This is a genomic window from Mesorhizobium sp. B2-8-1, assembly GCF_006440955.1.
In the GTDB taxonomy this organism is placed as follows: domain Bacteria; phylum Pseudomonadota; class Alphaproteobacteria; order Rhizobiales; family Rhizobiaceae; genus Mesorhizobium.
The window spans coordinates 499180-525710 of sequence record NZ_VFTX01000001.1 but is presented as its reverse complement, the minus strand read 5'-3'; the positions used below and the strand labels follow the sequence as shown (position 1 = coordinate 525710).

Annotated in this window: 31 protein-coding genes, 1 pseudogene and 1 riboswitch; of the genes and pseudogenes, 6 read left to right on the top strand and 26 right to left on the bottom strand. The window is 62.9% G+C overall.

Annotated features, from left to right (window positions below; all coding sequences use genetic code 11):
* Nucleotides 1–23: 23 nt before the first annotated feature.
* From FJ428_RS02610 to coxB, 14 genes and pseudogenes are all read right to left on the bottom strand, one after another.
* Nucleotides 24–281 (bottom strand): type II toxin-antitoxin system RelE/ParE family toxin, encoded by a 258-nt coding sequence (locus FJ428_RS02610; protein ID WP_140878874.1) that lies wholly within the window; start codon nucleotides 279–281, stop codon nucleotides 24–26.
* Nucleotides 271–552 (bottom strand): type II toxin-antitoxin system ParD family antitoxin, encoded by a 282-nt coding sequence (locus tag FJ428_RS02605; RefSeq protein ID WP_140580963.1) that lies wholly within the window; start codon nucleotides 550–552, stop codon nucleotides 271–273. Before FJ428_RS02605 ends, FJ428_RS02610 begins: the two co-directional genes overlap by 11 nt.
* Before the next feature lie 254 nt (nucleotides 553–806).
* Nucleotides 807–1340: a ribonuclease HI gene (rnhA, locus tag FJ428_RS02600; RefSeq protein ID WP_140580785.1), complete on the bottom strand. Its 534-nt coding sequence runs from the start codon at nucleotides 1338–1340 to the stop codon at nucleotides 807–809.
* Nucleotides 1337–2299: a homoserine kinase gene (locus tag FJ428_RS02595; protein WP_140878873.1), complete on the bottom strand. Its 963-nt coding sequence runs from the start codon at nucleotides 2297–2299 to the stop codon at nucleotides 1337–1339. Before FJ428_RS02595 ends, rnhA begins: the two co-directional genes overlap by 4 nt.
* Before the next feature lie 5 nt (nucleotides 2300–2304).
* Nucleotides 2305–3315 carry a 4-hydroxy-3-methylbut-2-enyl diphosphate reductase gene (ispH, locus tag FJ428_RS02590; RefSeq protein WP_140514830.1) on the bottom strand — a complete coding sequence of 337 codons (1011 nt, stop codon included), beginning with the start codon at nucleotides 3313–3315 and terminating at the stop codon, nucleotides 2305–2307.
* A gap of 87 nt (nucleotides 3316–3402) precedes the next feature.
* Nucleotides 3403–4155 (bottom strand): SURF1 family protein, encoded by a 753-nt coding sequence (locus FJ428_RS02585; protein ID WP_181167187.1) that lies wholly within the window; start codon nucleotides 4153–4155, stop codon nucleotides 3403–3405.
* A complete protein-coding gene (locus FJ428_RS02580) occupies nucleotides 4152–4538 on the bottom strand; it encodes a DUF983 domain-containing protein (RefSeq protein WP_140494962.1) in 387 nt (128 codons plus the stop codon). The genes FJ428_RS02585 and FJ428_RS02580 overlap by 4 nt, the downstream gene beginning before the upstream one ends.
* 3 nt (nucleotides 4539–4541) lie before the next feature.
* Nucleotides 4542–4726, bottom strand: a pseudogene (locus FJ428_RS30570) (hypothetical protein); the annotation flags it as partial.
* Between the two features lie 77 nt (nucleotides 4727–4803).
* The gene (locus tag FJ428_RS02570; RefSeq protein ID WP_140494964.1) at nucleotides 4804–5682 is read right to left on the bottom strand and encodes a cytochrome c oxidase subunit 3; all 879 of its coding nucleotides are present in this window, start codon (nucleotides 5680–5682) and stop codon (nucleotides 4804–4806) included.
* Nucleotide 5683: 1 nt separating this feature from the next.
* Nucleotides 5684–6316 carry a cytochrome c oxidase assembly protein gene (locus FJ428_RS02565; RefSeq protein WP_140514826.1) on the bottom strand — a complete coding sequence of 211 codons (633 nt, stop codon included), beginning with the start codon at nucleotides 6314–6316 and terminating at the stop codon, nucleotides 5684–5686.
* A gap of 8 nt (nucleotides 6317–6324) precedes the next feature.
* Nucleotides 6325–6486, bottom strand: a complete 162-nt coding sequence (locus FJ428_RS02560) for a hypothetical protein (protein ID WP_140494968.1) — start codon at nucleotides 6484–6486, stop codon at nucleotides 6325–6327.
* Nucleotides 6487–6488: 2 nt separating this feature from the next.
* Nucleotides 6489–7433 carry a heme o synthase gene (locus FJ428_RS02555; protein WP_140494970.1) on the bottom strand — a complete coding sequence of 315 codons (945 nt, stop codon included), beginning with the start codon at nucleotides 7431–7433 and terminating at the stop codon, nucleotides 6489–6491.
* A gap of 72 nt (nucleotides 7434–7505) precedes the next feature.
* Entirely contained in the window at nucleotides 7506–9158 is a 1653-nt protein-coding gene (ctaD, locus tag FJ428_RS02550; RefSeq protein WP_140494972.1) for a cytochrome c oxidase subunit I, read from the bottom strand.
* Nucleotides 9159–9196: 38 nt separating this feature from the next.
* A complete protein-coding gene (gene coxB, locus FJ428_RS02545) occupies nucleotides 9197–10213 on the bottom strand; it encodes a cytochrome c oxidase subunit II (protein WP_181167186.1) in 1017 nt (338 codons plus the stop codon).
* Between the two features lie 258 nt (nucleotides 10214–10471).
* Here coxB and FJ428_RS02540 point away from each other — a divergent pair, with 258 nt between their 5' ends.
* Nucleotides 10472–11017: an invasion associated locus B family protein gene (locus FJ428_RS02540; protein WP_140494976.1), complete on the top strand. Its 546-nt coding sequence runs from the start codon at nucleotides 10472–10474 to the stop codon at nucleotides 11015–11017.
* 164 nt (nucleotides 11018–11181) lie between these two features.
* Nucleotides 11182–12594, top strand: coding sequence for a metalloprotease TldD (gene tldD / locus FJ428_RS02535; RefSeq protein ID WP_140514821.1), 1413 nt, complete (start codon nucleotides 11182–11184; stop codon nucleotides 12592–12594).
* Nucleotides 12595–12615: 21 nt separating this feature from the next.
* Here tldD and FJ428_RS02530 read toward each other — a convergent pair whose 3' ends face one another.
* The 3 genes from FJ428_RS02530 to FJ428_RS02520 form a co-directional block, all read right to left on the bottom strand.
* Nucleotides 12616–12900 carry a hypothetical protein gene (locus FJ428_RS02530; RefSeq protein WP_140494980.1) on the bottom strand — a complete coding sequence of 95 codons (285 nt, stop codon included), beginning with the start codon at nucleotides 12898–12900 and terminating at the stop codon, nucleotides 12616–12618.
* Nucleotides 12901–13049: 149 nt separating this feature from the next.
* Entirely contained in the window at nucleotides 13050–14285 is a 1236-nt protein-coding gene (locus FJ428_RS02525) for a class I SAM-dependent RNA methyltransferase (RefSeq protein ID WP_140878872.1), read from the bottom strand.
* Nucleotides 14282–15046, bottom strand: a complete 765-nt coding sequence (locus FJ428_RS02520) for a TlyA family RNA methyltransferase (protein ID WP_140514818.1) — start codon at nucleotides 15044–15046, stop codon at nucleotides 14282–14284. The genes FJ428_RS02525 and FJ428_RS02520 overlap by 4 nt, the downstream gene beginning before the upstream one ends.
* Nucleotides 15047–15221: 175 nt before the next feature.
* Between FJ428_RS02520 and FJ428_RS02515 the strand changes: the two genes are divergently transcribed.
* Nucleotides 15222–15617 carry a GFA family protein gene (locus FJ428_RS02515; RefSeq protein WP_140738260.1) on the top strand — a complete coding sequence of 132 codons (396 nt, stop codon included), beginning with the start codon at nucleotides 15222–15224 and terminating at the stop codon, nucleotides 15615–15617.
* Between the two features lie 25 nt (nucleotides 15618–15642).
* On the opposite strand, the gene FJ428_RS02510 is transcribed toward FJ428_RS02515, so the two are convergent.
* The 6 genes from FJ428_RS02510 to FJ428_RS02485 form a co-directional block, all read right to left on the bottom strand.
* Nucleotides 15643–15936 (bottom strand): hypothetical protein, encoded by a 294-nt coding sequence (locus tag FJ428_RS02510; protein WP_140878871.1) that lies wholly within the window; start codon nucleotides 15934–15936, stop codon nucleotides 15643–15645.
* Nucleotides 15937–16084: 148 nt separating this feature from the next.
* Complete coding sequence (gene dxs / locus FJ428_RS02505; RefSeq protein WP_181167185.1) at nucleotides 16085–18022, bottom strand: 1-deoxy-D-xylulose-5-phosphate synthase; 1938 nt, start codon at nucleotides 18020–18022, stop codon at nucleotides 16085–16087.
* A gap of 77 nt (nucleotides 18023–18099) precedes the next feature.
* Entirely contained in the window at nucleotides 18100–19020 is a 921-nt protein-coding gene (locus tag FJ428_RS02500; protein ID WP_140878870.1) for a pirin family protein, read from the bottom strand.
* A 40-nt stretch (nucleotides 19021–19060) separates the two neighbouring features.
* Nucleotides 19061–19327: a DUF2277 domain-containing protein gene (locus FJ428_RS02495; protein ID WP_010914875.1), complete on the bottom strand. Its 267-nt coding sequence runs from the start codon at nucleotides 19325–19327 to the stop codon at nucleotides 19061–19063.
* A 98-nt stretch (nucleotides 19328–19425) separates the two neighbouring features.
* The gene (locus tag FJ428_RS02490) at nucleotides 19426–19677 is read right to left on the bottom strand and encodes an exodeoxyribonuclease VII small subunit (protein WP_140498064.1); all 252 of its coding nucleotides are present in this window, start codon (nucleotides 19675–19677) and stop codon (nucleotides 19426–19428) included.
* 3 nt (nucleotides 19678–19680) lie between these two features.
* A complete protein-coding gene (locus tag FJ428_RS02485) occupies nucleotides 19681–20607 on the bottom strand; it encodes a histone deacetylase family protein (protein WP_140818287.1) in 927 nt (308 codons plus the stop codon).
* Nucleotides 20608–20728: 121 nt separating this feature from the next.
* Nucleotides 20729–20909, top strand: a riboswitch (cobalamin riboswitch).
* A 48-nt stretch (nucleotides 20910–20957) separates the two neighbouring features.
* On the opposite strand from FJ428_RS02485, the gene bluB reads away from it, so the two are divergent.
* Nucleotides 20958–21710 carry a 5,6-dimethylbenzimidazole synthase gene (gene bluB, locus FJ428_RS02480; RefSeq protein ID WP_140498060.1) on the top strand — a complete coding sequence of 251 codons (753 nt, stop codon included), beginning with the start codon at nucleotides 20958–20960 and terminating at the stop codon, nucleotides 21708–21710.
* Nucleotides 21711–21753: 43 nt separating this feature from the next.
* Here bluB and FJ428_RS02475 read toward each other — a convergent pair whose 3' ends face one another.
* A complete protein-coding gene (locus FJ428_RS02475; RefSeq protein WP_140818291.1) occupies nucleotides 21754–22359 on the bottom strand; it encodes a TetR/AcrR family transcriptional regulator in 606 nt (201 codons plus the stop codon).
* Nucleotides 22360–22479: 120 nt separating this feature from the next.
* Between FJ428_RS02475 and FJ428_RS02470 the strand changes: the two genes are divergently transcribed.
* Nucleotides 22480–23703, top strand: coding sequence for an MFS transporter (locus tag FJ428_RS02470; RefSeq protein ID WP_140498056.1), 1224 nt, complete (start codon nucleotides 22480–22482; stop codon nucleotides 23701–23703).
* 50 nt (nucleotides 23704–23753) lie between these two features.
* On the opposite strand, the gene ribB is transcribed toward FJ428_RS02470, so the two are convergent.
* On the bottom strand, nucleotides 23754–24854 hold the full coding sequence (ribB, locus tag FJ428_RS02465) for a 3,4-dihydroxy-2-butanone-4-phosphate synthase (protein WP_140514808.1): 1101 nt from the start codon (nucleotides 24852–24854) through the stop codon (nucleotides 23754–23756).
* Nucleotides 24855–24962: 108 nt separating this feature from the next.
* Nucleotides 24963–26084 carry a chorismate synthase gene (aroC, locus tag FJ428_RS02460; protein WP_140520814.1) on the bottom strand — a complete coding sequence of 374 codons (1122 nt, stop codon included), beginning with the start codon at nucleotides 26082–26084 and terminating at the stop codon, nucleotides 24963–24965.
* A gap of 182 nt (nucleotides 26085–26266) precedes the next feature.
* Here aroC and FJ428_RS02455 point away from each other — a divergent pair, with 182 nt between their 5' ends.
* Nucleotides 26267–26527 (top strand): DUF1344 domain-containing protein, encoded by a 261-nt coding sequence (locus tag FJ428_RS02455; RefSeq protein ID WP_140498049.1) that lies wholly within the window; start codon nucleotides 26267–26269, stop codon nucleotides 26525–26527.
* Nucleotides 26528–26531: the final 4 nt, after the last annotated feature.

The following is a 26531-nucleotide window of genomic DNA, read 5'->3' as shown; positions in this document are numbered from 1 at the left end:
TCAACAACCCGGACGATTTCAACCTACTCAACAGGGCCATCGTCGGTGTCCGGAATCGTTTCGTAGAGCAGTAAAAACGGCGTCTCCACCAGCATTCGTGCGGACGACCTGATGTCCAGTCGTCTAACTCCCATGCGCGGCTGGTCTGCCAGCTGCATGGCTCGCGCTTCCAGCCGATCATAATAACGATCGGCCGCCCGTATGTTTTCGCTGCCGATCACCATGTAGATGTCGATGAGGTCCGCTCTAGCTGCGGGTGACCAGACTAGCCTAACGGCCATTCAGCGAGACGTCCGTCAGCTTTCGCCGAGCTTCCTTTCGCAGCTCGTCGAAATCCACAGGCTCGGGTCTTCCGCTTGCCTTGCCTTCATCCCACAGCTGTCTCAGCCGTTGGATATCGTCATGCCGCAGTTCACGTTTGGCCAGCCAATCTCGCACTGCTTCCCGCACAATCTCGCTTGCAGTGGCATACTCGCCCGCTTCCACCGCCTCTCGCATGACGGCTGCCTGCTGCGGCGTCACCGCAATGCTCATTTTTTCCACGTTCGCCACGCCGGCTTCCTTCATTGCTCTTTGGTAGCAAATATTACTCCTATCCCGGAGCAACTGCAACGTTATGGGCTCTATGCGTACGCCCACTGGACGTTGGTCAAAGCAGCCAGCATTGCAATCGCTCTCGCGCGTCCAACATCGGCAGGCCCATCCCGGTACCGGAATCTTGGCGTCCACCTGAACCTGGGGATGCATCACATAGTGGAGGATCGGCACGATAGAGATCCAGTCTGGGAATGGTGCCGCCCCGGAATTCAATAGCTTTGGGTCGAGCGCCGCACCTTTACCATCGCCGGCTGCTTGGACTGCGCGACCGGCTTCGCTGGGGCAGCAACAAGCTTGACCGCGCCCTTCTTGAACGGCGCCATGCCCTCACGAGCAAGTTCGTCGGCGCGTTCGTTCTCGGTATGGCCGGCATGGCCCTTGACCCAGATCCAGGTGACCTTGTGACGCCGATTGGCTTCATCCAGCGCCTGCCAGAGCTCACCATTCTTGACCGGCTTCTTGTCGGCGGTCTTCCAGCCGTTCTTCTTCCAGCCATGGATCCACTTTGAAATGCCGTCCATGACATATTTGCTGTCGGTGTGAAGATCGACCGTGCAAGGTTCCTTGAGCGCGTTCAGCGCCGAGATGGCGGCAAGCAATTCCATGCGGTTGTTGGTCGTCTCGGCCTCGCCACCCGATAGTTCCTTGGTGGCGCCGTTGAAGCGCAGGATCGCGCCCCAGCCGCCCGGGCCGGGATTGCCCGAACAGGCGCCATCGGTGAAGATCTCAACGTGTTTGCTCATGCCAGCCCATATTCCGAAGCAGATTTGATCGTCCGATGAAACCGCATTCTCCTGATGTATTCGGTCGGATCGCGTTTCATCACCAGCCCGCCATCGGGAACGGTCAGCCAGTCATACAGTCGGGTCAGCATGAAACGCAGCGCCGAGCCCCGTGCCAGCATCGGAAGTGCTGCCTTTTCCTGATTACTCAGAGGCCGCACATCCTGGTAGCCGGCAAGCAACGCCTTGCCCTTGGTGAGATTGAAGGAAAAATCCTTCTCGAAGCACCAGGCGTTCAGGCATGTGGCGACGTCATAGGCGTAGAGGTCGTTGCAAGCGAAATAAAAATCAATCAAGCCGGAGAGCTTCTCGCCGAGAAAGAACACATTGTCCGGGAAAAGATCGGCATGGATGATGCCTTCCGGGAGACCCTTCGGCCAATTCCGCTCGAAGTCGGCGAAGTCGGCGTCGACTTCGGCCGCAAGGCCCGGCTCGACCTCGTCGGCACGGTCGCGAGCTGCCGACCAGAGCTTGCGCCAGCCGTCGATTGCGAGCGCATTGGGGCGGGTCATCGGAAAGTCGGCACCGGCCAGATGCAGGGAGGCCAGCGCCTTGCCGACCTCGGCGCAATGGATCGATGTCGGCCGCCGGAGCGAGAGACCCTCGAGGAAAGTGATGATGACGGCCGGCCGGCCCGCCAGCGTGCCGATGACGCTGCCGTCATGCGCGGTTACCGGCAGCGGGCAGGACACGCCCTTTTTGGCGAGATGGCCCATCAACCCGAGGAAAAACGGCAGATCCGCCTTTTCGACCCGTCTTTCATAGAGCGTCAGGATGTAGGAGCCGCTGGAGGTGTGCAGCAAAAAATTCGAGTTCTCGGTGCCCTCCGCGATGCCCTTGTAGGACAGGAGATCGCCGACTGGGTAGTGCTTCAGGAATGCGCCGAGTTCGCCTTCCGCAACGTCGGTGTAGACCGCCATGTGCCTTACGGCGCCCCGTTGACGAAAGCCATGTCGGCCGCCGTCAGTTCGACATCGCGCAGTACCCGCATGACGGGAAAATCCTCCGTTTCGGTGGCCGTGATGGCCAGGTCGATCGTGACATCGAAGCGCTGGCGGAATGCATCGATGATCTCGTCGACGATGATCTCCGGGGCGGATGCCCCCGCCGACAGACCGAGCGTCGAGATGTCTCCGATGTCGTCCCACGGAATCTCGGCGGCGCGCTGCACGAGAAGCGACATGGTGGCGCCGGCACGCTCAGCCACTTCGACAAGACGCCGCGAATTGGAGGAATTGGGCGCGCCGACGATCAGGTAGAGATCGGCGCCAGCGGCGGTATCCTTGACCGCTTCCTGGCGGTTCGTGGTGGCATAGCAGATCGATTCCGCCGCCGGCGCCTGCAAATCGGGAAATCGGTCCTGCAGCGCGCGGATGATGCCGGCCGTGTCCTCGACCGATAGCGTGGTCTGGGTGACGAAGCCGAGCGCCTTCGGGTCCGTCGGCGCAAGCCTCGCGGCATCGGCTTCGGTCTCGATCAGCGTTACCGCGCCCTCCGGCAATTGTCCCATCGTGCCGATGACCTCGGGGTGTCCGGCATGGCCGATCAGGAGCACGTGGCGGCCGAGCCGCTGGTGGCGCATCGCCTGCTTGTGGACCTTGGAGACCAGCGGACAGGTGGCGTCGAGATAGAACAAATTGCGCGCCTGGGCATCCGCCGGTACCGACTTCGGCACGCCATGCGCGGAAAAGACGACCGGCGACTGCCGATGTTCGGCCGGAATCTCGGAAAGTTCCTCGATGAAGACGGCGCCAAGGCTTTGCAGACCCTCGACGACATAGCGGTTGTGCACGATCTCGTGGCGGACATAGACCGGCGCGCCATATTTCTTCAGCGCCAGCACGACGATCTGGATAGCACGGTCGACGCCGGCGCAAAAACCGCGCGGCTGGCAGAGGCGGATCGTCAGAGGAGGCTTTGTCTTGGTCTGAAGCATGAATCCGGGCCGTTTGATCAGAGCCGAAATGAGGTGCCTACCCCCGTCCTGTCAAGGGCGATGGCCCTTCAAGCGGGTCGGTCGCGCTCATTCCTCTTTCGCTGGCCTGCGAAGCCGCAGGATGAGAACGGCGGCAAGTGCCGCGGCAAGCCCATACCAGGTCATAGCATATTGCAGATGGCTGTTCGGCAGGTCGATGATGGTGACACCGCCGATGGGCAAACCGCCCGGATTCGGCGTCTTGTTGGCGTCGATGAAGATTGGCACCAGCTTGGCGCTCGCCGGCAAGCCAGCGCTCGCCGCCATCACGTCACGGTCCTTCCAGTAAAAGATGTTCTTCGCCACGTCGTTGTCGGGAAGCATCATCGACGGCTTTGCCGGCAGCGGATTGCGAGCGAGGCCGGTGACCGTGACCTTGCCCGCGACCTGTCCCTTGGCGCGCTTGGCGGCATCCTTCAGATCGTATGGCACGAAACCGCGATTGATCAGGACGAAGCGGCCATCGTCGAGGGCCAGCGGCGTGTAGACGTTGAAGCCGGCTTCGCCTTCCCATGTTGCGTAGAAATGCCGCTCGCCGGAATGCAGGAACGTGCCGGTCACCGTCACCGGCGTGTAGTCGACGTCCCCAGTCGAGGCGAATTGTTTCTCCACCTCGGCCAGCGGGAGCGGCGGCGAGTGGGTGCGCTGGTCGATGGTCTGGATAAGACCTTCCTTCCAGTGCAGGCGCTGGACCTGCCAGGTGCCGAGCGCCAGCAGGATCAGGAGCAGGACGAGGCCAATGCCGAGCAGCAATACCGATCCTGGCCGCGAACGACCGCCCTTGGCGGACATGTCGGTCATTCGCCGCGATCCAGCCGGCCCTCGGCCGCCTTGTTGCGGTACTGCAGGGTAAGCAGCACCCCCTTGATCAGCCGGAGCGCCGTCAGGCACAGCACCAGCGCCAGCGGGATCCAGACCAGCAGATGCAGCCAGAGCGGCGGGCTCAGCGTCACTTCGACCCAGAGCGCCAGGCCGACGATGATGAAGCCGATGATCAGGATGACGAAAACCGCGGGCCCGTCGCCGGCATCGGCATAGGAATAATCAAGACCGCAATTGGTGCAGCGTTTGCCTACGGTGAGAAAGCCGGAAAACAGCCGCCCCTCGCCGCAGCGCGGGCAGCGTCCATGCAAGCCCGCCGAAATCGGGTCGATCGGAGGCCAGATCGCCTTGTCGTCGCTCATTGCTTACCGCTCAATCCTGATGGGTATTCCATCGACCACCACTGCCCAGACTTCGTCCATGCCGGAGTCCGTAACGGCAATGCCGCCGTCGGTCCAGCCGACCAATTGAAGCAGCCGCCGAATCCGTTCGGCTGGCCGTGGATCATGATCATGCCGCCGGCATCGACACTGCGCGCCCTCGCAACCGCCCGGATCGCATTGCACCGAAAAGAAGAAGGGCGGCCACGTTGCCGCAGCCGCCCCTTCAAAAATCATCAGACCGGTATCAATGGGCTTCGATTACCGCGCCGACCGATCCCCAGACATAAATCGAGGCGAACAAGAACAGCCAGACCACGTCGACGAAATGCCAGTACCATGCGGCAGCCTCGAAACCGAAATGCTGCTTGGGCGTGAAATCGCCCTTCATGGCCCGGATCAGGCAGACGGCCAAGAAGATGGTGCCGATGATGACATGGAAGCCGTGGAAGCCGGTCGCCATGAAGAAGGTGGCGCCATAGATGGAATCCTTGAAGGCGAACGGAGCATGCATGTACTCGTAGGCCTGCACCATGGTAAACAGCATGCCGAGGCCGACGGTCAGCACCAGCCCGTTGATCAGGCCCTTGCGATCACCGTGGATAAGGGAGTGGTGCGCCCAGGTGACCGTGGTGCCCGACAACAGCAGGATCACGGTGTTATAGAGCGGCAGATGGAAAGGATCGAGAACCTCCATGCCCTTCGGCGGCCAGACGCCGCCGGTGAACGCGGTGCGGGCATATTGATGGGCTTCGCTCGGAAACAGGCTGGCATCGAAATAGGCCCAGAACCACGCGACGAAGAACATCACCTCGGAGGCGATGAACATGATCATGCCATAGCGCAGATGCAACGACACGACCCGCGTGTGATGGCCCTCATGCGCTTCCTTGATCGTGTCCGACCACCAGGCGAACATGGTGTAGAGGACGATCGCGAGGCCGATGAAGAACAGCCACGGATTGGCGATGTTGAAGCCGAAGATCGGGAACGAGCCGCCCTTCAGGTATTCCATGAGGCAAACGCCGCCAAAGGCGGTGACGAGCGCCCCTATCGATCCCAGGAAAGGCCACGGGCTCGGGTCGACGAGATGATAGTCGTGATGTTTTGCGTGCGCGTCTGCCATATCAACCCCCGAGATTTCCTTCGGTATTTGAAATTGTCTTGCTGTTGCCCTGGACCGGCTCCGACGATGCGACCGGCTTGTTCTTCTCGACCGGAAACATCGTGTAGGACAGGGTGATCGTCTTCACGTCCTTCAGTTCCGGCACGTTGACGATATCGGGGTCCACGTAGAACAGGACCGGCATGTCAAGCGTTTCGCCGGGCTTCAGCGTGGTGTCGGTGAAGCAGAAGCATTCGACCTTGTTGAAATAGGGACCCGCCAGTTCAGGCTGGACATTGAAGGTGGCGCGGCCGGTGATGGGGCGATCGAACTTGTTGGTCGCCTGATAGTGCGCCTGCACCGTCTCGCCGATCTTCATGGTCATCGAGCGCTGGACCGGCTGGAAATCCCACGGCACGCCGGCGATATTGGCATCGAAGCGGACGGTGATCTCGCGATCGAGCACGCGGCCGGCATACTGCTTCTCGACGCGTTGCGTCGTGCCGCCATAGCCTGTCGCCTGGCAGAACATCTTGTACAGCGGCACCGCGGCATAGGCCATGCCGATCATGCCGGTGAAGAAGGCAAGGCAGACGGCCGCAACAAGGCGGTTGCTGTTGTGCCCGGCCGGTTTGGCACTCGTGTCGACACCCATCTCCCGCCTCACATCGTGCCAGAGAGGTTATGACCGAACTTCACGATCGTCGCGATATAGAAGATAACGACCAGCACGGCCAAGGCTACGCCGATGGCGACCGAGCGGTTGCGCCGGGCCTTCCGCTGGCGTTCGGTCAAGGTGACCGTTTCGAGCTTGTCTTCGATCATGCTCATGCTCCACCCACCGCAAGTGCACGTTCGACGACGCTGTCGGCGAGATAGACGGCGAAGATGGCGAAGAGATAGAGCAGCGAATAGCCGAACAACGCCTTGGCTGGCTTCATCGCGCGATCGTCGTCGGACATGCCAAGCACTTTCCACGCATACCAGACAAAGCCGAGCCCGAGCAGCAGGGCAGCCACGCCATAGAACGGCGTGGTGTAGCCAAGCAGCCACGGCAGCACACCGACCGGGGCCAGCACCAGAGCATAGGCGAAGATCTGACGGCGGGTCGACGCCGGGCCGGCGACATTGGGCATCATCGGGATGCCGGCGCGTTCATAATCCTGCGACTTGAACAGCGCCAGCGCCCAGAAATGCGGCGGCGTCCACAGGAAGATGATGAGGAACAGGACGACGCTCTCCAGGCTGACCGTGCCGGTCACCGCGGCCCAGCCGATCACGGGCGGGATGGCGCCGGCAGCACCGCCAATGACGATGTTCTGCGGCGTCCAGCGCTTCAGCCACATCGTGTAGACGACGGCATAGAAGAAGATGGTGAAGGCCAGCAGCGCCGCCGACAGCCAGTTGACCAGCACGCCGAGCGTCATCACCGACAAAACCGAAAGCACCAACCCAAAGCTCAACGCCTCGTGGGGTTGGATGCGGCCGGCCGGCACCGGGCGGGTCGCAGTGCGTGTCATCACCGCGTCGATATCGGCATCGTACCACATGTTGAGAGCGCCGGAGGCACCAGCCCCGATGGCAATAGCCAGGATCGCGATCACCGCCAGCAGCGGGTTGATGGTCACCGGCGCCGCGACCAGTCCGACAAAGGCGGTGAACACCACCAGCGACATGACGCGTGGCTTCAGGAGGGCGAAGAAATCACCCGCCGTCGCTTCCGACATGCGGAAGCCCGCTTCGTCAATGCTGGTTTCGTCGACAAGGGCCATGCGTACTCAAATCCATATTCCGTTTGGCCGAAACCGCCGGCGAACCGGCGGTTTCGATTCCGGGCTGCCGCCTTATTTGATCTTCGGCAGCTGCTCCCACTGGTGGAACGGCGGCGGTGAAGGCAGCTGCCATTCCAGCGTCGTTGCGCCCTCGCCCCATGGATTGGCGCCAGCGATCCGCTTCTTCTGGAAGGCTTCGAACACGCCATAGAGGAAGATCACCACGCCGACGGCCGAAATGTACGAACCGTAGGACGACACCATGTTCCAGCCCGCAAACGCGTCCGGATAGTCGATGGTGCGGCGCGGCATGCCAGCAAGGCCGAGGAAGTGCTGCGGGAAGAAGACAAGGTTGACGCCGACGAACATGACCCAGAAATGGGTGTTGGCGATGACGGGCGAATACATGTAGCCGGTCATCTTCGGGAACCAGTAGTACCAGCCGGCGAAGATGGCGAACACCGCCCCCAGCGACAGCACGTAATGGAAGTGCGCGATCACGAAATAGGTGTCGTGCAGCGACCGGTCGAGACCGGCATTGGCCAGCTGAACCCCGGTAACACCACCGATCGTGAACAGGAAGATGAAGCCCAGCGCCCACAGCATCGGCGGCTTGAACGATATCGATCCGCCCCACATCGTCGCGATCCAGGAGAAGATCTTCACGCCCGTCGGCACCGCGATGACCATGGTGGCGAAGACGAAGTAGCGCTGCGTGTCGAGCGACAGGCCGGTCGTGTACATATGGTGCGCCCAGACGATGAAGCCGACCGCGCCGATCGCGACCATGGCGTAGGCCATGCCGAGGTAGCCGAACACCGGCTTGCGCGAGAAGGTGGAGACGATATGGCTGATGATGCCGAAGCCCGGCAGGATCAGGATATACACTTCCGGATGGCCGAAGAACCAGAACAGGTGCTGGAACAGCAGCGGATCGCCGCCGCCATCGGGAGCGAAAAAGGTCGTGCCGAAATTGCGGTCGGTAAGCAGCATGGTGATGCCGCCGGCAAGGACCGGAAGCGACAACAGCAGCAGGAATGCGGTGACCAGCACCGACCAGGCAAACAGCGGCATCTTGTGCAGCGTCATGCCTGGCGCGCGCATGTTGAAGATGGTGGTGATGAAGTTGATGGCACCCAGGATCGAGGACGCGCCGGCGATGTGGATCGACAGGATCGCCAGATCCATGGCCGGACCGGGCTGACCGGAGGTCGAAAGCGGCGGATAGAGCGTCCAGCCGCCGCCGACGCCGTAGGCGCCAGGCGCGCTCGGCACGAACATCGAGATAAGCAGCAGGATGAAAGCCGGCGGCAGCAGCCAGAACGAGATGTTGTTCATGCGCGGGAACGCCATATCCGGGGCGCCGATCATGATCGGCACCATCCAGTTGGCAAAACCGCCGATCAGGGCCGGCATGACCATGAAGAAGATCATGATCAGCGCGTGCGCCGTGGCGAAGGCGTTGTACATGCTCTTGCCGCCATCGATCGCGGCGTCACCGTTCATGCCGTAGACCATCTGCGCCAGGCCGCTGAAGATCTGGATGCCAGGCTCCTGCAACTCCATGCGGATGGCGACCGACAGCGCGCCGCCGATGATGCCGGCCATGATCGCGAAGATCAGGTAGAGCGTACCGATGTCCTTGTGGTTGGTCGAATAAACCCAGCGCACCCAACCATGATAAGGCTTGTGGTCGTGCCCGTCGTGAGCTGCAGCGTCTGCCATGTTCCGCTCCGTTCCCTAAATCTTGCTAACCCGCGGCATCAGTTGCCGGCGGCCGCTACCTTGTTCTGGCCATCGACCTCGGCCATCAGCGTCTTGTTGGCGCCGGGCAGATCGGTCTTGGCCGCAGCCAGCCAGGTCTTGAACTGCGCGTCGGAGACGACGCGGATGGCGATCGGCATGAAGGCATGGTCCTTGCCGCAGAGCTGCGAGCACTGGCCGTAGTAGAGGCCTTCCTTCTCCGCCTTGAACCAGGTCTCGTTGGTGCGGCCGGGAATGGCATCGATCTTGATGCCGAAGGACGGCATGGCGAAGGAATGGATCACGTCGGTCGCGGTGACGAGCACCCGGGTCATCGTGTGGACGGGCACCACCATCTCGTTGTCGACGGCAAGCAGGCGCGGATAGACCTTGCGATCTTCCTTGCCGGCGGCGGCACGGTCGCCATCCTGGAGGATCGCCGAGTTGAACGAGAGCGTGTTGTCGGTCTGGTATTCGTAATCCCAGTTCCACTGGTTGCCCGTCGCCTTGACGGTGAGCTTGGCTTCTTCCGGCGGCGTGTACTGCGCGGTCAAGAGCTGGAACGAGGGGATGGCGAGGCAGAGCAGGACGACGACGGGGCCGACAGTCCAGATCACCTCGATCAGCGTGTTGTGGCTGGTCTTGGACGGAACCGGGTTGGCGCTCGCGCGGAATTTCACGATGCAGTAGATCAGAAGGACCAATACCAGGGCGGTGATCGGGATGATGAACCACATCGTGTAGTTTCCGAACCACTCGATCTGGCGCATCATGTCGGTTGCCGGCGCCTGGAAGGTCGTCTCCCACTCGACGGGCTGATCGGCATGGGCGGCCGTGCCGGCGAAAAACGTGGTAACGGCACAAGCGCTTAGAAACTTGGCACTTGCTGGAAGCTTGGCGTTTGCCAGGAAATTTCTCATCGCCCTCTTCGTCTCCCAGTTCCTCGCGGCTGTGTCCACGAGAATAACGAACAATGCCGGGACGGGAATCCCGACTGTCTCAAGCTGGTTCAAACCATACTCTTTTTCCCTCCGCAAGAAAGGAGCGGAGGAAACCGTGCGGCATTTTTGCGCGCAAGCCGGAATGCATCTTTGAAGGCGGCGGCCGCCATGGCGAATCGGCTATGTTCAACGGATCGGCTGCTTCCTGCCGGCCGGCGCGCCTGGCGTCGTAATTCGGGCGAAATTGGCTAGGAAAAGCGCCGCATTGGCATTTTCGTGGCGGCTCGGCCGCTGTCTCGTCCTTTACTTGGCTTTGGCGCGGCTTAAAGTGCCGTGATTCGCAATGGAGCCGTCATGAACTCTTGGCTGTCGGGATTTGGGCTTTCGAGCCCCTTGGCGAAGGTCATCTTTCTCGCCGCCTTGTCCGTCGCCGGCTTGTCGGCCGCCGGCCAGGCCAACGCGGCCCAGCCGAGCGGCACGGTGCGCTCGACCCATGGCGCGTGGTCGATCATCTGCGACACGCCGGCCGGCGCCACGTCCGAACAATGCGTGATGATGCAGAACGTCGTCGCCGAGGACCGCCCAGAGATGGGGCTGTCGGTCGTGGTGCTGCGCACCGCCGACAACAAGGCGGAGATCCTGCGCGTGCTGGCGCCGCTCGGCGTGCTCTTGCCCAACGGGCTCGGCCTCAATGTCGACGGCAAGGATATCGGCCGCGCTTATTTCGTGCGCTGCTTCCAGGACGGCTGCTACGCTGAGGTCATTCTCGAGAAGCCGCTGCTCGATACGCTGAAGACCGGCACGTCGGCCACGTTCATCGTCTTCCAGACGCCAGAAGAAGGCATCGGCATCCCGGTGGACCTCAAGGGTTTTGCTGACGGATTTGCGGCCCTGCCGTAGACTCCCGCGCCTCGACCCGGGAGCTGCCGATCAACGATAGGTTTTCCGGACCTGGGATAGATCCGGGACGCCGCCGCCCTGCATTTGAATGACGATTGGCGATTGTCTGGGCGCGGCTTCGCGCCTACATCCCGGATATAACCATTCATCCACGGACATACGCCATGAACAGCCTTATCGGCCAATTCGATATTTCCGACGATCGCGTCAAGGAGATCGTCGCAGAGACCATCAACGGCGCCGACGATGGCGAGTTGTTCGTCGAATACAGCGAGAGCGAAGCGCTGATGTTCGACAACGGTCGGCTGAAGACGGCCAATTTCAACACCGACCAGGGTTTCGGCCTACGCGCGGTTGCCGGCGAAGCCAGCGGCTATGCCCACTCCAGCGACCTGTCCGAGGCTTCGCTGCGACGCGCGGCTGACGCCGTCTCGACCGTCAAGGGCGGTTATTCCGGAACGCTTGCCGCCGCGCCCGCCCGCACCAACCGCCATCTCTATGGCGATGAGAACCCGATCCCCTCCCCTTCCTTCGAGGCCAAGGCGAAGCTGTTGCAGGAAGTCGACGCATGGCTGCGCGCCGAGGATCCGCGCGTGCGCCAGGTCTCGGCATCGCTGACCTCGTCCTGGCAGCATGTCGAGATCGTGCGCGCCGACGGCCAGGTGGTGCGCGACATCCGGCCGCTGGTCAGGGTGAACGTGTCGGTGGTGGTCGGCGACGGCGACCGCCAGGAAAGCGGCTCCTACGGCATGGGCGGACGCAAGGCGTTCGGCGACTTCCTCGTCGAGGACAGCTGGAAGCACGCCGCCAAGGAGGCGCTGCGTCAGGCGCTGGTCAATCTCGAAGCCGTACCGGCGCCGGCCGGCACTTTCGACATCGTGCTCTCCAGCGGCTGGCCCGGCGTCATGCTGCACGAGGCCGTCGGCCACGGGCTGGAAGGCGACTTCAACCGCAAGAAGACATCCGCTTTCGCCGGCCTGATGGGCCAGCAGGTGGCGGCAAAGGGCGTCACCGTCGTCGATGACGGCACGATCGCGGAACGACGCGGGTCGCTCACCGTCGACGATGAAGGCACGCCTTCGGCGCGCAACGTGCTGATCGAGGACGGCAAGCTGGTCGGTTACATGCAGGACCGCCAGAACGCCCGGCTGATGGGCATGCGGGCCACCGGCAACGGAAGGCGCGAGGGCTACGCGCACCAGCCGATGCCGCGCATGACCAACACCTACATGACATCGGGCGACATGGAGCCGGACGAGATCATCGCCTCGGTCAGGAACGGCATCTATGCCGTCTCCTTCGGCGGCGGCCAGGTCGACATCACCTCCGGAAAGTTCGTGTTCGGCTGCACCGAAGCCTACATGATCGAGAACGGCAAGGTGACGCAGCCGATCAAGGGCGCAATGCTGATCGGTAACGGGCCCGACGCCATGCACCGCGTTTCGATGATCGGCAATGACATGAAGCTCGACAACGGCATCGGCATGTGCGGCAAGGCTGGACAGGGCGTGCCGGTCGGCGTCGGCCAGCCGCACCTCAGAATGGACCAGATGACGGTCGGCGGCACAAGGGTTTGAAGCCGCCTCGTGGCCAGTCTGCTAGGTCTTGCTCACAGACCGGCGCGACGTGGCATACAGGATCAGGAAGCCGATAACGCCGCCGATCGCGTACTGGGTCCATGCACTCAGGTAGTCGACGGTCCCATCATGGCCCGAGACATAGAGCGCAGCGCCGACAAACGTCATGACCGCGACGCCAAGCGCATAGGATGGCACCAGCCCCACACGCGTGAATTTTCTCAAGATCCAAGCGAGCACCGCACCGGTGAGCGCCATGATGAGAGCCGAACCAAAAATCTCGGCAACAAAACCTGGTGAAATCATCTTCTCCCCCTATCCCAATTTGGATTATGCCTTTTTGAGGGGCAGATTCAACTGCAGTGGCGATGATCCACAACTTTAGCGATAAACCTGGCTGGGATTTCGGGGCAGACTGCGTGACGCTGCCCGTCTCGCTGAGCAGGGCTAAGCGCCTAGCGTCTTTTCCGCGGCTTCTCCAGCAAGGCAACAGCCTCGACATGGGGCGACCACAGAAACTGATCGATCGGCGTCACGCTTTTCACCGCGTAGCCGCCGTCGATGAGGATGCGCAAATCCCGCGCGAGCGTCACCGGGTTGCAGGAGACCGCGGCAACGAATGGAACATCCGAGCGGGCGATCTGCTTCGACTGATCCTCCGCGCCCGCGCGGGGCGGATCGAAGACAACGCCATCAAAGGCGTTTAACTCCTTGAACGTCAGCGGACGGCGGAACAGGTCTCGGCGCTCGCCGGTCACGCGTTTCAGGCCGGTGGCGAAGCGTGAACCCCGATCGAGCGCCGAAAGTGCGGCCGCATCGCCCTCCACCGCATGCACTTCCGATCTCGCGGCCAACCGCAGGGCGAAGCTGCCGCAGCCGGCGAAGAGATCGGCAATTTTTTTGGCACGTTTCAGATGTCCGCCGACGATATCGGCCATGGTCCGTTCGGCTGCCTCCGTCGCCTGCAGGAAGGCGCCCGGCGGCACCGCGACGGTAACGCTGCCGAACATGACGACAGGCTTCTTCGGCTCGATGATGATCTCGTCATCGATGGACAGTCTGGCAAAGCCCTGCGCAATGACAAAATTGGTGGCGATGCGGCGCTGGTTTTCGCCGAGCTTGCCCGATTCATGCACCGCCACGTCGAGGCCGGAACCCGTCACTGTGACCGCCATGCGAAACGATTTCGGGGTGGCGCAGATCAATTCGGCGAGTGCCCTCAAGCTGTCGAGCGCGTTGACGATCCCAGGCAGCGAGATCGGGCATTCGGAGATGGAAATGATTTCCGGCGACAGATGGCGATTGAAGCCGAGCAGCATGTCTGTTTCGGTGCGCCTGGCGGCGAGCACGACGCGGCGGCGCGTGTGCGGCGCGCAGGCGACCAGACCGCCTATTTCGCAATCGATGCCTCTCAGCGCATGCACGACCTTCTCGCGCTTCCACTGCTGATAGGCTTGCGCCTCCAAATGCTGGAGGGCGCAGCCGCCGCACTCGCCGAAATGGCGGCAGGCGGGTTCGATGCGCAGGGGCGAGGCCTCGATCAGCGCCATCAGCGTGGCGCGATCCCTTTCACGCGCCGCGGTGACGACCTCGCCTGGCAGCGTGAAAGGAATGAACAGATCGCCGCTTTCGGTGTCGGCGATGCCATCCCCCTGGGCGCCAAGCTTTTTGATGGTGAAGCGTGCACTCATCGGTCCTTGACCCCACCAAGCAGGAATTCGCGATTGCCGTCACCGCCCTCGATTGGCGACAGATGCAAGCCGAGCGAGCGCCAGCCGGGCACGGCATCCAGCCAATCCTGCAGCAAGCCGGCGACACGGGCGGCATGATAGGGGTCTTTCAGCAGGCCGCCCTTGCCGATCGCCTCGCGACCCGCCTCGAACTGCGGCTTGACCAGAAACATCGCTGCGGCACCCGGCTTGGCGATGGCAAGCGCAGGCGGCAGGGCCAGTTTCAGTGAAATGAAACTGACGTCGGAGACTATGAAGTCCGGACTGCGGCCGCCAAGATCGGCGGTTGAGAGATCGCGGGCGTTCAGCCCCTCGATGACCGTCACGCGCGCGTCCTTGCCGATATCAGCATGCATCTGTCCGTGACCGACATCGATCGCCGTGACATGGGTCGCGCCGCGTTCGAGCAGGACCTGGGTGAATCCGCCGGTCGAGGCGCCGATGTCGAGCGCCTCACAGCCGGCCGGATCGAGGCCGAAATGGTCGAGCCCGGCGATCAGCTTCAGCGCCGCGCGTGAGACATAGCCTTGGGCCGGGTCATCAACGGCGATGACGCATTCCGGTTGCACGGCCTGACCCGGCTTGCGGCCAATGACGCCATCAACCGTTACCGTACCACGTTCGATCGCGTCACGTGCACGCGAGCGGCTGGAAAACAGCCCACGCGCTACGAGCAGATCGTCGAGCCGCTGGCGCGTGCTGGCTGGCCGGGGAAAATTCATCGGTCTTCCTTGGCGAAAGCCGGCGGCGAAGGCAAGGAGATTGGAGCAGGAGAAGCAACATCGCCGCAGGGCAGCGACCGCAGAGAGCCGCTCGCGGCCAGTCGCATATCGCATCAGGTCGGCCACGATGATAAGGAAGAAACGCCGTTTTGCTGCCGAAGGCGAAGGAGGACGGATGCTTACGGGAACCTGCCATTGCGGTGCGGCCCACTGGACCTTGAAGGGCGATCCCGGGCCGATCACCGCTTGCAACTGCACGCTGTGCCGACGTTACGGCACGCTCTGGGCCTACGACTTTGTCGATGAACGTATCCGCGTCGTGGGGCCGATAAAAAGCTATAAACGTGCCGGCAAGGCCGAACCCACGCTCGAGATCCTGTTCTGCCCGACATGTGCGTGCGTGCTTGCCTGGCGCGGTTTGCGCCCAGCCGGCCGCACGCGGATCGCCGTCAATGTAAGGCTTGCGCCGCCGGAAGCCGTGGCCGACCTGCCGATCGACCATTTCGACGGTCTCGAGACCTACGACGATCTGCCGCGCGACGGCCGCTGCGTGCGCGACATGTGGTTTTGATTTGGGTGGTTTGATTTGGGCGAGATCAGAAGATGGTGCGGGGAGCCTGCCGTTCGACGGCGGGAGACAGGCCGTCATCCCGATCGCGGGCAACTTCCCTGCGCGGGCGCTCGACTGGCGCGGCGGATGCCGATGCGGCGTCCGGCGGGACAACAAGCTGCGGCAGCTGCTTGTAGGAGAAGCCGCCCCTGATATGCCCCATCCTGCTGGCGACTATATCCACGGCCGCCCTCTCGATATTGCGGTCGTAGCGCGTTCCGGCGATGGCCGGCGCTGCGATGGCGGTCAGGATCGCCATGCCCCACAGAAGCGTCTTCACTGTTGTTGTCTCCCTGCCTGGCCAGAACCTAGCAGCGTGCCGTTGAAAAACGGGCAAGAGACACGGTAAGCAAAACGCCAAACCGCAATGTCAACAATGCGTTACGACATCGAGCCGGCAAACCGATTCAAGCGCTTGATGTGTCGAGTCAGGCGCGCTGGGCGTGGGCCGCCTGCCCGAGGGCGGTGAAAACCGTATGGACGATGCCGGCGGCATCGAGACCGGCATCGGCATACATCTTTTCCGGCTTGGCGTGGTCGGCAAACACGTCCGGTAGCACAAGCGGGCGCACTTTCAGGCCGCTTTCCAGCAGGCCCTCATGGGCGAGGAACTGCAAAACGTGACTGGCGAAGCCGCCGACGGCGCCCTCCTCCACCGTGACCAGAACCTCGTGCGAGCGGGCCAGCCGTCGGATCAGGTCCTCGTCGAGCGGCTTCGCGAAGCGCGCATCGGCGACGGTGGTCGAAAGCCCGGCCGCGCCCAGTTCCTCGGCCGCGATCAGGCAATCCTGCAAGCGCGTGCCGAAGGAGAGGAGTGCCACCTTGCCGCCTTCCCTGATGATGCGGCCCTTGCCGATTTCGAGCACCGAGCCGCGATCGGGCATGTCGACGCCGACGCCATTGCCGCGCGGATAGCGGAAGGCGATCGGGCCGTCATCGTAGGTTGCCGCGGTGCGCACCATGTGGCGCAGTTCCGCCTCGTCGGCCGCCGCCATGACGACGAAGCCCGGCAGGGAGGCCAGGAAGGTGGTGTCGAAGGCGCCGCAATGGGTGGCGCCGTCGGCTCCGACGAAGCCGGCGCGATCGATGGGGAAGCGCACCGGCAATTTCTGGATCGCCACGTCGTGCACGACCTGATCGTAGGCACGTTGCAAGAAGGTCGAATAGATCGCCGCGAACGGCTTGTAGCCTTCGGTCGCGAGGCCGGCCGCGAACGTCACCGCATGCTGTTCGGCGATGCCGACGTCGAAGGTCCTGGCCGGAAACACTTCGCCGAACAGGTCAAGCCCGGTGCCGCCCGGCATGGCGGCGGTGACGGCGACGATGCGCTCGTCCTCCTGGGCCTCCCGGATCAGGCTTTCGGCGAACACCTTGGTATAGGCCGGCGCGTTGGCCGGGGCCTTGGCCTGAGCGCCGGTGATGACGTCGAACTTGTTGACGCCGTGATATTTGTCGGCCGCGGCCTCGGCCGGCGCGTAGCCCTTGCCCTTCTGGGTGACGACATGGATCAGCACGGGGCCCTTGCCATTGTCACGGACATTTTTCAGCACCGGGATCAGATGGTCCAGATTGTGACCGTCGATCGGACCGATATGGTAGAAGCCGAGCTCCTCGAACAGCGTGCCGCCTGTGACGTAGCCGCGCGCGTGCTCGACCGCCCTGGTGATGGCACGGTCGGCACGCTTGCCGAGATACGAGGTCAGTTTCTTGCCGAAGTCGCGCAGGCCGACATAGGCCTTGCCAGAGGCCAGGCGCGCCAGATAGGCGCTCATGGCGCCGGTCGGTGGGGCGATCGACATGTCGTTGTCGTTGAGGATGACGATCAGGCGGGCATCGAGCGCACCGGCATTGTTCATCGCCTCATAGGCCATGCCGGCCGACATGGCGCCGTCGCCGATGACAGCGATGACATTGTTGCGGCCGCCGGCAAGATCGCGGGCCGCCGCCATGCCGAGGCCGGCCGATATCGACGTCGAGGAGTGGGCGGCGCCAAACGGATCGTATTCGCTCTCGGTGCGGCGGGTGAAGCCGGAGAGGCCGCCCTCCTGCCGCAGGGTGCGGATGCGATCGCGGCGCCCGGTCAGGATCTTGTGCGGATAGGCCTGGTGGCCGACATCCCAGATCAACCGGTCATCGGGGGTATTGAAGACATAGTGCAGCGCCACGGTCAGTTCGACCACGCCAAGCCCGGCGCCGAGATGACCGCCGGTGCGCGACACCGCGTCGATCAGTTCGAGGCGAAGCTCTGATGCCAATTGCGGCAATTCGCTTTCGGAAAGCGTGCGCAGCTCGGCCGGGATACGGACCTTGTCGAGAAGCGGCGTATGCGGCGTTGCGTTCACGGGTAGGCCCAAGCTTCTGTTCATGCGCGGGATAGGCCGCCGGCAGGCGAAAGTAAATGCCTGCCAAATGACGCGAAAGGCACGCCCCGTCGTCGATTTCCTCAGCCTTCCGGCAGTGGAATGAACTCTTCCTCATCGCCGGGAACGATGTCGAAGCGGCCGGTCTTCCATTCTTGCTTGGCCTGTTCGATGCGCTCCTTGGAGGACGAGACAAAATTCCACCAGATGTAGCGCTTCGAGCCCAGCGAGGCACCGCCGAAAAGCATGAAATGGGCACCAGCCTGTGAGGATACGACGATCTCGTCGCCGGGCCGGAACACCAGAAGCCGTTCCGCCGGAAACACGTCGCCGGAAATCGAGACCTCGCCTTCCAGCGTATAGATGGCGCGTTCTTCCGCGTCGGCAGGGATTTTCACGCTGGCGCCGGGCGCCAGCCTGAGGTCGGCGTAGAGCGTCTCGGAATCGGCCCGCACCGGGGAACGCAGCCCCTGGAAATCGCCTATGACGATGCGGCCGCTGACGCCTTCCGCGTCGATGTCGGGAAGCCGCGCGACAGCGGTGTTTTCGAAAACCGGCGCCACTTCCTCCTTGCCGCCCGGCAGCGCCAACCATGTCTGCAGCCCCGAGATCGACATCGGCGCGCCGCGCAGTTCTTCCGGCGTGCGCTCCGAATGGACGATGCCGCGGCCGGCGGTCATCAGGTTCACGTCACCCGGCTCGATCACCATCTCGGTGCCGAGCGAATCGCGATGCCTGATCCTGCCGTCGAACAGGTAGGTGACCGTCGACAGGCCGATATGAGGATGCGGCCGGACGTCGAGCGCCTGACCGGCACGCAGGATGGCCGGGCCCATGCGGTCGAAGAAGATGAAGGGACCGACCAGCCGCCTTTTGGCGGTCGGCAAGGCGCGGCGAACCTGAAAACCGCCAATGTCCTTGGCGTTCGGAATGACCATCAATTCGATTTGGTCGCTGGCAAAGGCATCGCCGGCTTCAGGGTCCTTCCCGGGAAAGAAGCTCATGAACTCTCCTTGTCAGCGGCCGATGGCTGCTTTGGCCAGATCAGGCAAAGCGGATCGCCGCCTTCGCCCGCAGCTTGGCCGCAACCTCCTCGCGATTGCGCGGATGCTGGTTGGTTTCAAGCGAATCGAGAAGCTCGCGCGCCGACGCCGCAATGGCCTCGACGGCATGGTCGAATGCGTGCTGGTTCTGCTTCGAAGGCCGCGTCGTTCCGCTCAGCTTGCGAACGAATTGAAGGGCTGCATCGCGCACCTCGTCGTTGGTCGCCGGCGGATCAAAATTGAACAGGGTCTTGATGTTTCTGCACATCGCTTCCGTATCTCCTCTTGTCCTGGAGCCGTTTCAATCGGGACGCGTTCTATCCTCAATCATGATCGTGTCAAAAACCAGAGAGACGGCTGCGTGCCTCAATCCGCGTCCAGCGGCTCCGTCCCGACCGGCTTGCCGTCGCGGGACAGCCTGATCTTCTCCACCTTGTCCTCGGCCGCCTTGAGCAGCCGGTCGCAATGCACCTTCAGCGCCTCGCCGCGCTCGTAGATCCTGATCGACTGGTCGAGCGGCACATCGCCACGCTCCAGATCATCGACGATCTTCTCCAGCGCGTCGAGAGCCTGTTCGAAGCTCATCGCCTTGACGTCTTCGTTGGTTTCACCAGCCATCATTCATCCTTTCATCAGTCGCCCGACATGGGCGGCGACCGAAAATGCCAATCCTTGCAGATCGTAGCCGCCCTCGAGCAGGCTGACGAGCCGGTTGCCGCTGTGGCGCGCCGCGCGCTGCATGAGTTGGCCGGTCGCCCAGTCGAAATCATCCTCGGTCAGGTTGATCTCGGCCAGCGGGTCGCGATGATGCGCGTCGAAGCCGGCCGAAATAATGATCAGGTCGGGTGCAAAATTGTCGAGCGAGGGCAGCACGCGCGACAGGAAGGCATCGCGGAACGCCTCGCTGCCGGTCTGCGGCGCAAGCGGCGCGTTGACGATGTTGCCGGCGCCGGTTTCGTTCTTTGCTCCGGTGCCGGGGTAGAGCGGCATCTGGTGCGTCGAGCAATAAAGCACGGACGGATCGTCCCAGAAAACATCCTGCGTGCCGTTGCCGTGATGCACGTCCCAGTCGACGATGGCGACGCGTTCGATATCGTGTTTGCGCTGTGCATAACGTGCGGCGATGGCCGCTGTGTTGAACAGGCAGAAGCCCATCGCCGTCGCTTTCTCCGCATGATGGCCGGGCGGCCGGGCGGCGACGAAAACGTTGTCTGCCCTGCCGGCAAAGACGTCGTCGACGGCGGCGTTGGCGGCTCCGATCGCGGTGATCGCCGCTTGCCAGCTCTTCGGGCTGGCCGTTGTGTCGGCATCGATGCGGGCGATGCCCGTATCGGGAATGGCGGCGCGTACCCGCTCGACGAAATCCTCGGGATGCGCGTAGAGAATGGTGGCCTCATCGCCTTCCGGCGCCTCGAGGCGGTCGAGCGCGGCAAAAGCCTCGTCGTCGAGCACGCGCTCGATGGCGCGCAAGCGGTCCGGCCGCTCCGGATGGCCGGGTGGCGTGATGTGCTCGAGGAAGATCGGATGGGTGTAGAGACGAGTGGCCATGCTCCCTATCTAGTGCCCTGGCGCGGCGATGGCCATGCGTTGCGGCCTGATGGTTGGGGAAAATCGCGCTTGCGTCCGTTCGCGTCGCCGCGGGGATTGGCGGCGCAGGGGCTTCGTCGTAAAGTCCCGGCCACTGCCTGGTGCCCGCCGCGAGCGGGAGAATCGGGAACACGGTTTGATACCGTGGCGTGCCCAACGCTGTAAGGGGGACCGCGCCGGTAAATGCCACTGTCGATGACGGGAAGGCGCCGGATGCGGGTTGATCCCGAGCCAGAAGACCGGCCTGGCAGGCATCGTCATCCGCATGGTCAGGCGGACGGCAGTTGATTGCAATCGCAAGGGGACAAGCGATGCCGGACAATATGACCATCCCCGTGGGTGACGGATTCGACCAGATGGCGCGCGATGCGGTCTACCGCGCCATGTTCACGCGGCGCGATGTCCGCAGCCATTTTACATCAGAGGCCGTCGACGACGAGGTCTTGGCGCGGCTGCTGCTTGCCGCCCATCACGCGCCATCGGTCGGCTTCATGCAGCCATGGAATTTCATCGTCATTCGTGGCACCGAACGACGGGAACAGGTGCGCGACCTGTTCCTCGCGGCGCGCGAGCAGGAATTGCCGGCGATCGAGGAAGAGCGGCGGGCGCTCTACCGCAAGCTCAAGCTGGAAGGCATCTGCGAAAGCGCGCTCAATATCTGTATCACCTGCGACCGCCGACGCTCACAGGGTTCGCCGCTGGGACGCTGGCACAATCCCGAGATGGATCTCTACAGCACGGTCTGCGCGGTGCAGAATTTCTGGCTGGCGGCGCGCGCCGAAGGCGTCGGCGTTGGCTGGGTCAGCATTATCGAGGCGCAGGCGTTGAAAGGCCTTCTGTCGATTCCCGAGCACGTGACGCCGGTGGCCTATCTCTGTGTCGGCCGTGTCTCGGAGTTCGCGCCGAAACCGGACCTCGAAACACATGGCTGGGGGCGGCGGCTGCCGCTGCCCGAGCTGATCATGAGCGAGACGTTTTGCGGACAGGGCGAAGTTCCGCTCAAATCAACGATCGCACGCCTCAAGGCGGCAACATGCGAAAAGTCTGACAAACTCTTGATTTGATTGCCGATACGGCATGCCCAGAGCTGCCGGCGGCCTGCCGTCGTCAGGCGGCTCCGGCATCCTTCCTCAACAATCCTTCGAGCAGTTGCTTGAATGCCGCCACCACGGTCTTCGACGTCGCTTCCGGGTCGTTCGAATTGGCGATCCGCTGCGCCGCCTGGCTGCTCGCCCCGTTGATCAGCCGTGCCGCGGTCTCGGGGTCTACGCCCGGGACAACCACCCCGCCGCCCTGCAGCGTCGTCAGGTGATCGGTCATCGACGCGACGCAGGCATTGGCGTTCGGCCATTGCGCGGGATCCCCCAGCACGGCCGGACCGTCCCGAAACATGATGCGCTGGATTTCCGGCTCCAGCGCCATTTCGATGTAGCTCGTGCATTCGTCGACGAAGCTTTGCCAGCGGGTCGGTGCTTTCGCTGCAACCTCATTCACCCGTGCCGCCATCTCGGCGTCTATCTCGGCGATAACCGCCTGCAAAAGCCCCTTCTTGTCCCCGAAATGATGATAGAGCGCACCGCGCGTCAGCCCTGCCGATGCGGTGAAATCATCCATCGATGCCTCGGCATAACCGATCGTTCCGAACGCATGCCGGGCCGCGGCAATCAATTTGGCGCGCGTTTCGGCGATCATTTCCCTGCGGGGCTTGTGCATCTCTTCTGGCCTTATCCACATACGTCACGTATGCCAATTGACATACGCGACGTATGATCTATTTAGTATTCATACGCATCGTATGTAATTTCCGAATCGCCTTTTGTCGAGGAACGGATCATGCAGAACCCCTATTCCGAGATCTTTCGAGCCCCTGGCGCCAAGGGCTTTGCCGCTGCAGGCTTCATGGCGCGCCTGCCGATCGCCATGGCGCCGATCGGCATCGTGGCGATGCTGTCGCAGACGCGTGGCGAATACTGGCTGGCGGGTGCCGTCTCGGCGACATTCGCGCTGGCCAACGCTTTCCTGGCGCCGCAGATCTCCAGGCTGGTCGACCGCCTCGGCCAGACATGGATCGTCGTGCCCACCACCATCATCTCCGTGCTGGCATTCCTGCTGCTGATTGCGTCGGCCAACCAGGATTGGCCGGTATGGACATCGTTCGTGTCGGCGCTGCTGGCAGCGGCCATGCCCAGCATGCCGGCAATGGTGCGCGCGCGCTGGACCGAGCTTTTTCGCGGCCGGCCGGAGATGAACACCGCCTTCGCCTTCGAATCGGCGGCCGACGAGCTGGTCTATATCGCCGGCGCGTCGCTGTCGGTGGGCCTCAGTGCGGCGCTGTTTCCGGAAGCAGGCATGCTGGCGAGCACGTTGTTTCTCGCTTTGGGCTCGATAGCATTCATCCTGCAGCGATCGACCGAGCCGAAAGTGCGGCCGGTGGACCATGGTTCGACTGGCTCGGCAATCCGCCTGCGGCCGGTACAGATCATCACCTTCGCCCTGATCTTCATCGGCGCGACCTTCGCGACGACGGAAGTGAGCACCGTGGCGATCACCAAGGAGTTCGGCCAAGCCGGTGCCGCAAGCCTGGTGATCGGCGTCTATGCGCTGGGATCGTTCGTGTTGGGCATCGTGGTCGGCGCGCTCAACCTCAAGACGCCGCTACAGCGCCAGCTGACCGTCGCGGTCGCCATCATCGCAGTCAGCACGATTTTGCCGCTCACCGCCGACAGCGTGCCGATTTTGGCGCTGACCGTCTTCATCAGCGGCGTGGCGATCTCGCCGACTTTCATCACGGCATTCGGCCTGATCGAACGGCATGTGCCGGAAGCGATGCTGACCGAGGGCATTACCTGGGTGACAACGGGAATCGGCATCGGCATGGCGCTGGGCTCTTTCGCCGCCGGCGCGGTGGTGGATGCGTTCGGCGCCCAGAACGGGTTCTGGGTCTCGGTGGTCGCGGGCGGCATCGCGCTGGTCACGGTGCTGCTCGGCCAGCGCAGTCTTGCCACTCACAAATGCGAGTTGGATGGGTGTGAAGCGGCCGTCGCTGCCGCGGAATGAACCATGACGCGTCCGGTTCAGCGGATCGGACGCTATTGCCGCCGTCGAACCTAGAGAATCTCGGTTTTGGCGATGTGGATGCCAAAACCTTCGAGGCCGACATAGTGGCGCTCGCGCGAGGCGATCAAATTGATCGAGGAAATGCCGAGATCCTTCAGGATCTGAGCACCGAGCCCGATCTCGCGCCATTCATTCTCGCGGCGGCGCGCCTCTTCGTGGTCCTCCCGGTCGCCGCTCGCCGGCCGGTTGCGCTCCTGGTGGGCGACACCGACCGAGCCCTCGCGCAGATAGACGATGACGCCGCGCTTGCGCTCGCCCATCGCCTTCATGATGGCGTCCAGCCGGTGGCTGGTGCCGAAGACGTCGGTCACCACGTCCTCGGAGTGCAGACGCACAGGCACCTCTTCTCCGTCGCGGATGTCGCCGAAGACGACGGCGACATGGTGCATGGAATCCCAGGGCAGCGTGTAGGTGAAGACCTGCGCCTTGCCGCCGAGCGTGTCGATCTCGGAGCATGCCACGCGTTCGACCAGTGTTTCCTTGCGTTGCCGATAGGCGATGAGGTCGGCGACCGAGACCTGCTTGAGGCCGTGCTCCTCGGCAAAAGCCGCGACCTGCGGGCCGCGCTTGACGGTGCCGTCATCATTGACCAGTTCCGAGATCACGCCGATCGGCGGCAGGCCGGCGAGCTTGCACAGATCGACGGCCGCCTCGGTATGGCCCGAACGCATAAGCACGCCGCCTTCGCGCGCGATGAGCGGGAAGATGTGGCCGGGGCGGACGAAATCGGAGGCGCCGACATTGCCGTTGGCGAGATTGCGCACGGTCAGCGTGCGGTCGTCAGCTGAAATGCCAGTCGTGGTGCCGTGCTTGAAATCGACGCTAACCGTGAAGGCGGTGGTGTGCGCCGAATCATTGTCGGCGACCATCGGCGCAAGGTTGAGGCGCTTGGCCTCCTCGCGCGGCATCGGCGTGCAGACGATGCCCGAAGTGTTGCGCACGATGAAGGCCATCTTTTCCGGCGTGCAATGGACGGCGGCGACGATCAGGTCGCCCTCGTTCTCGCGCCCGTCATCATCCATGACGACGACGATCTCGCCGCGCTCGAAGGCCCGGATTGCTTCGACGATCTTCTTCTGGTCGTAAGACATGGAATGCTCGCTTCGCTCGCAAGGGAGTAGGGGAATAGGGCAGTAAGGGAGTAGGGGAAAGGAAAAATTGCTCGTCTCGCGGGCAGCTTAACAGACTGCCCTACTGCCCTACTGCCCTACTGCCCTACTGCCTTCCTTACCTGTCTGTCCTCGGTGCCGCAGATAATGGTCGGCGATTGCGCAGGCAACCATCGCCTCGCCGATCGGTACGGCGCGAATGCCCACACACGGATCATGGCGACCCTTGGTCATCACTTCGACGTCGTTGCCGTCCTTGTCGATCGACTTCCGGGGCGTCAGGATTGAAGACGTCGGCTTGACGGCGAAGCGGGCGATGATCGCCTGGCCGGTCGAGATGCCGCCAAGGATGCCGCCGGCATTGTTGGACAGGAACACCGGCTGGCCGTCATTGCCGATGCGCATCTCGTCGGCATTCTGTTCGCCGGTGATGCGGGCGGCCTCGAAGCCGTTGCCGATCTCGACGCCCTTGACGGCGTTGATCGACATCAGGCCTGACGCGATATCCTGGTCGAGCTTTGCGTAGATCGGCGCGCCGAGGCCGGCCGGAACGCCGTCGGCGACGATCTCGATCACGGCGCCGACGGAGGAACCCGCCTTGCGGATGCCGTCGAGATAGCTCGTGAAAACGGGAACGGACGCCGGATCCGGCGTGAAGAACGGATTGTCCGCGTCGCCAATGAAATTCCAGTTCCAGTTGGCGCGGTCGATCGACTTCTCGCCCATCGATACCAGTGCACCGCGCACCACCATGCCCGGCACGACCTTGCGGGCGAGGGCTCCGGCGGCGACCCGAGCCGCGGTCTCGCGCGCCGAGGATCGGCCGCCGCCGCGATAGTCGCGCACGCCGTATTTGACGTCATAGGTGTAGTCCGCATGGCCCGGCCTGTACTGGCGGGCGATCTCTCCATAGTCCTTCGAGCGCTGGTCGACATTCTCGATCAGCATGGAGATCGGCGTACCTGTCGTGATCATCGTCTCGCCGTCATCGTCAAGGATGAAGCCCGACAGCACCTTCACTTCGTCAGGCTCACGGCGCTGCGTGACGAAGCGCGACTGGCCGGGCCGGCGCTTGTCGAGTTCGGCCTGGATTTCGTCACGCGTGAAGCGGATGCCGGGTGGGCAGCCGTCGACCACGCAGCCCAATGCGGCCCCATGGCTTTCGCCCCAGGTGGTGACGCGGAAAAGATGGCCGAACGTGTTGTGAGACATCGCAAAGTGCCTTGCCCGGCATCGGAGCCGACTGAAGCCTGCCTTCTATTGGCGTTTTCCACAGGGGTCAAACCGTGATCTTCGGATTTAGTTTTGACACATTCGATTGGTTTCTGCTCTGCTCCATTCGCCGTTGAGGATCCGCCGCTAGCCATGCCGGCGCAATACCAAAGAGGACGATGATGCGTACCCTGATTGGCGCTGTTGCCGCCACATTCCTGCTTTGCACCGCTGCTTTCGCCGGGCAGACCGAAGGCCTGATCAAGAAGATCGACAAGGACGCGCTGACCCTGACGCTGGACGACGGCAAATCCTACAAGCTGAACGCGGAAACCGATCTCGACGCGCTGAAGCCGGGCATGGACATCGTCATCGCCTATGACGTGACCAATGGCGAAAACGTCGTCACCGATATGCAGTTGCCTGACAGCGACTCCGACTAGGCTT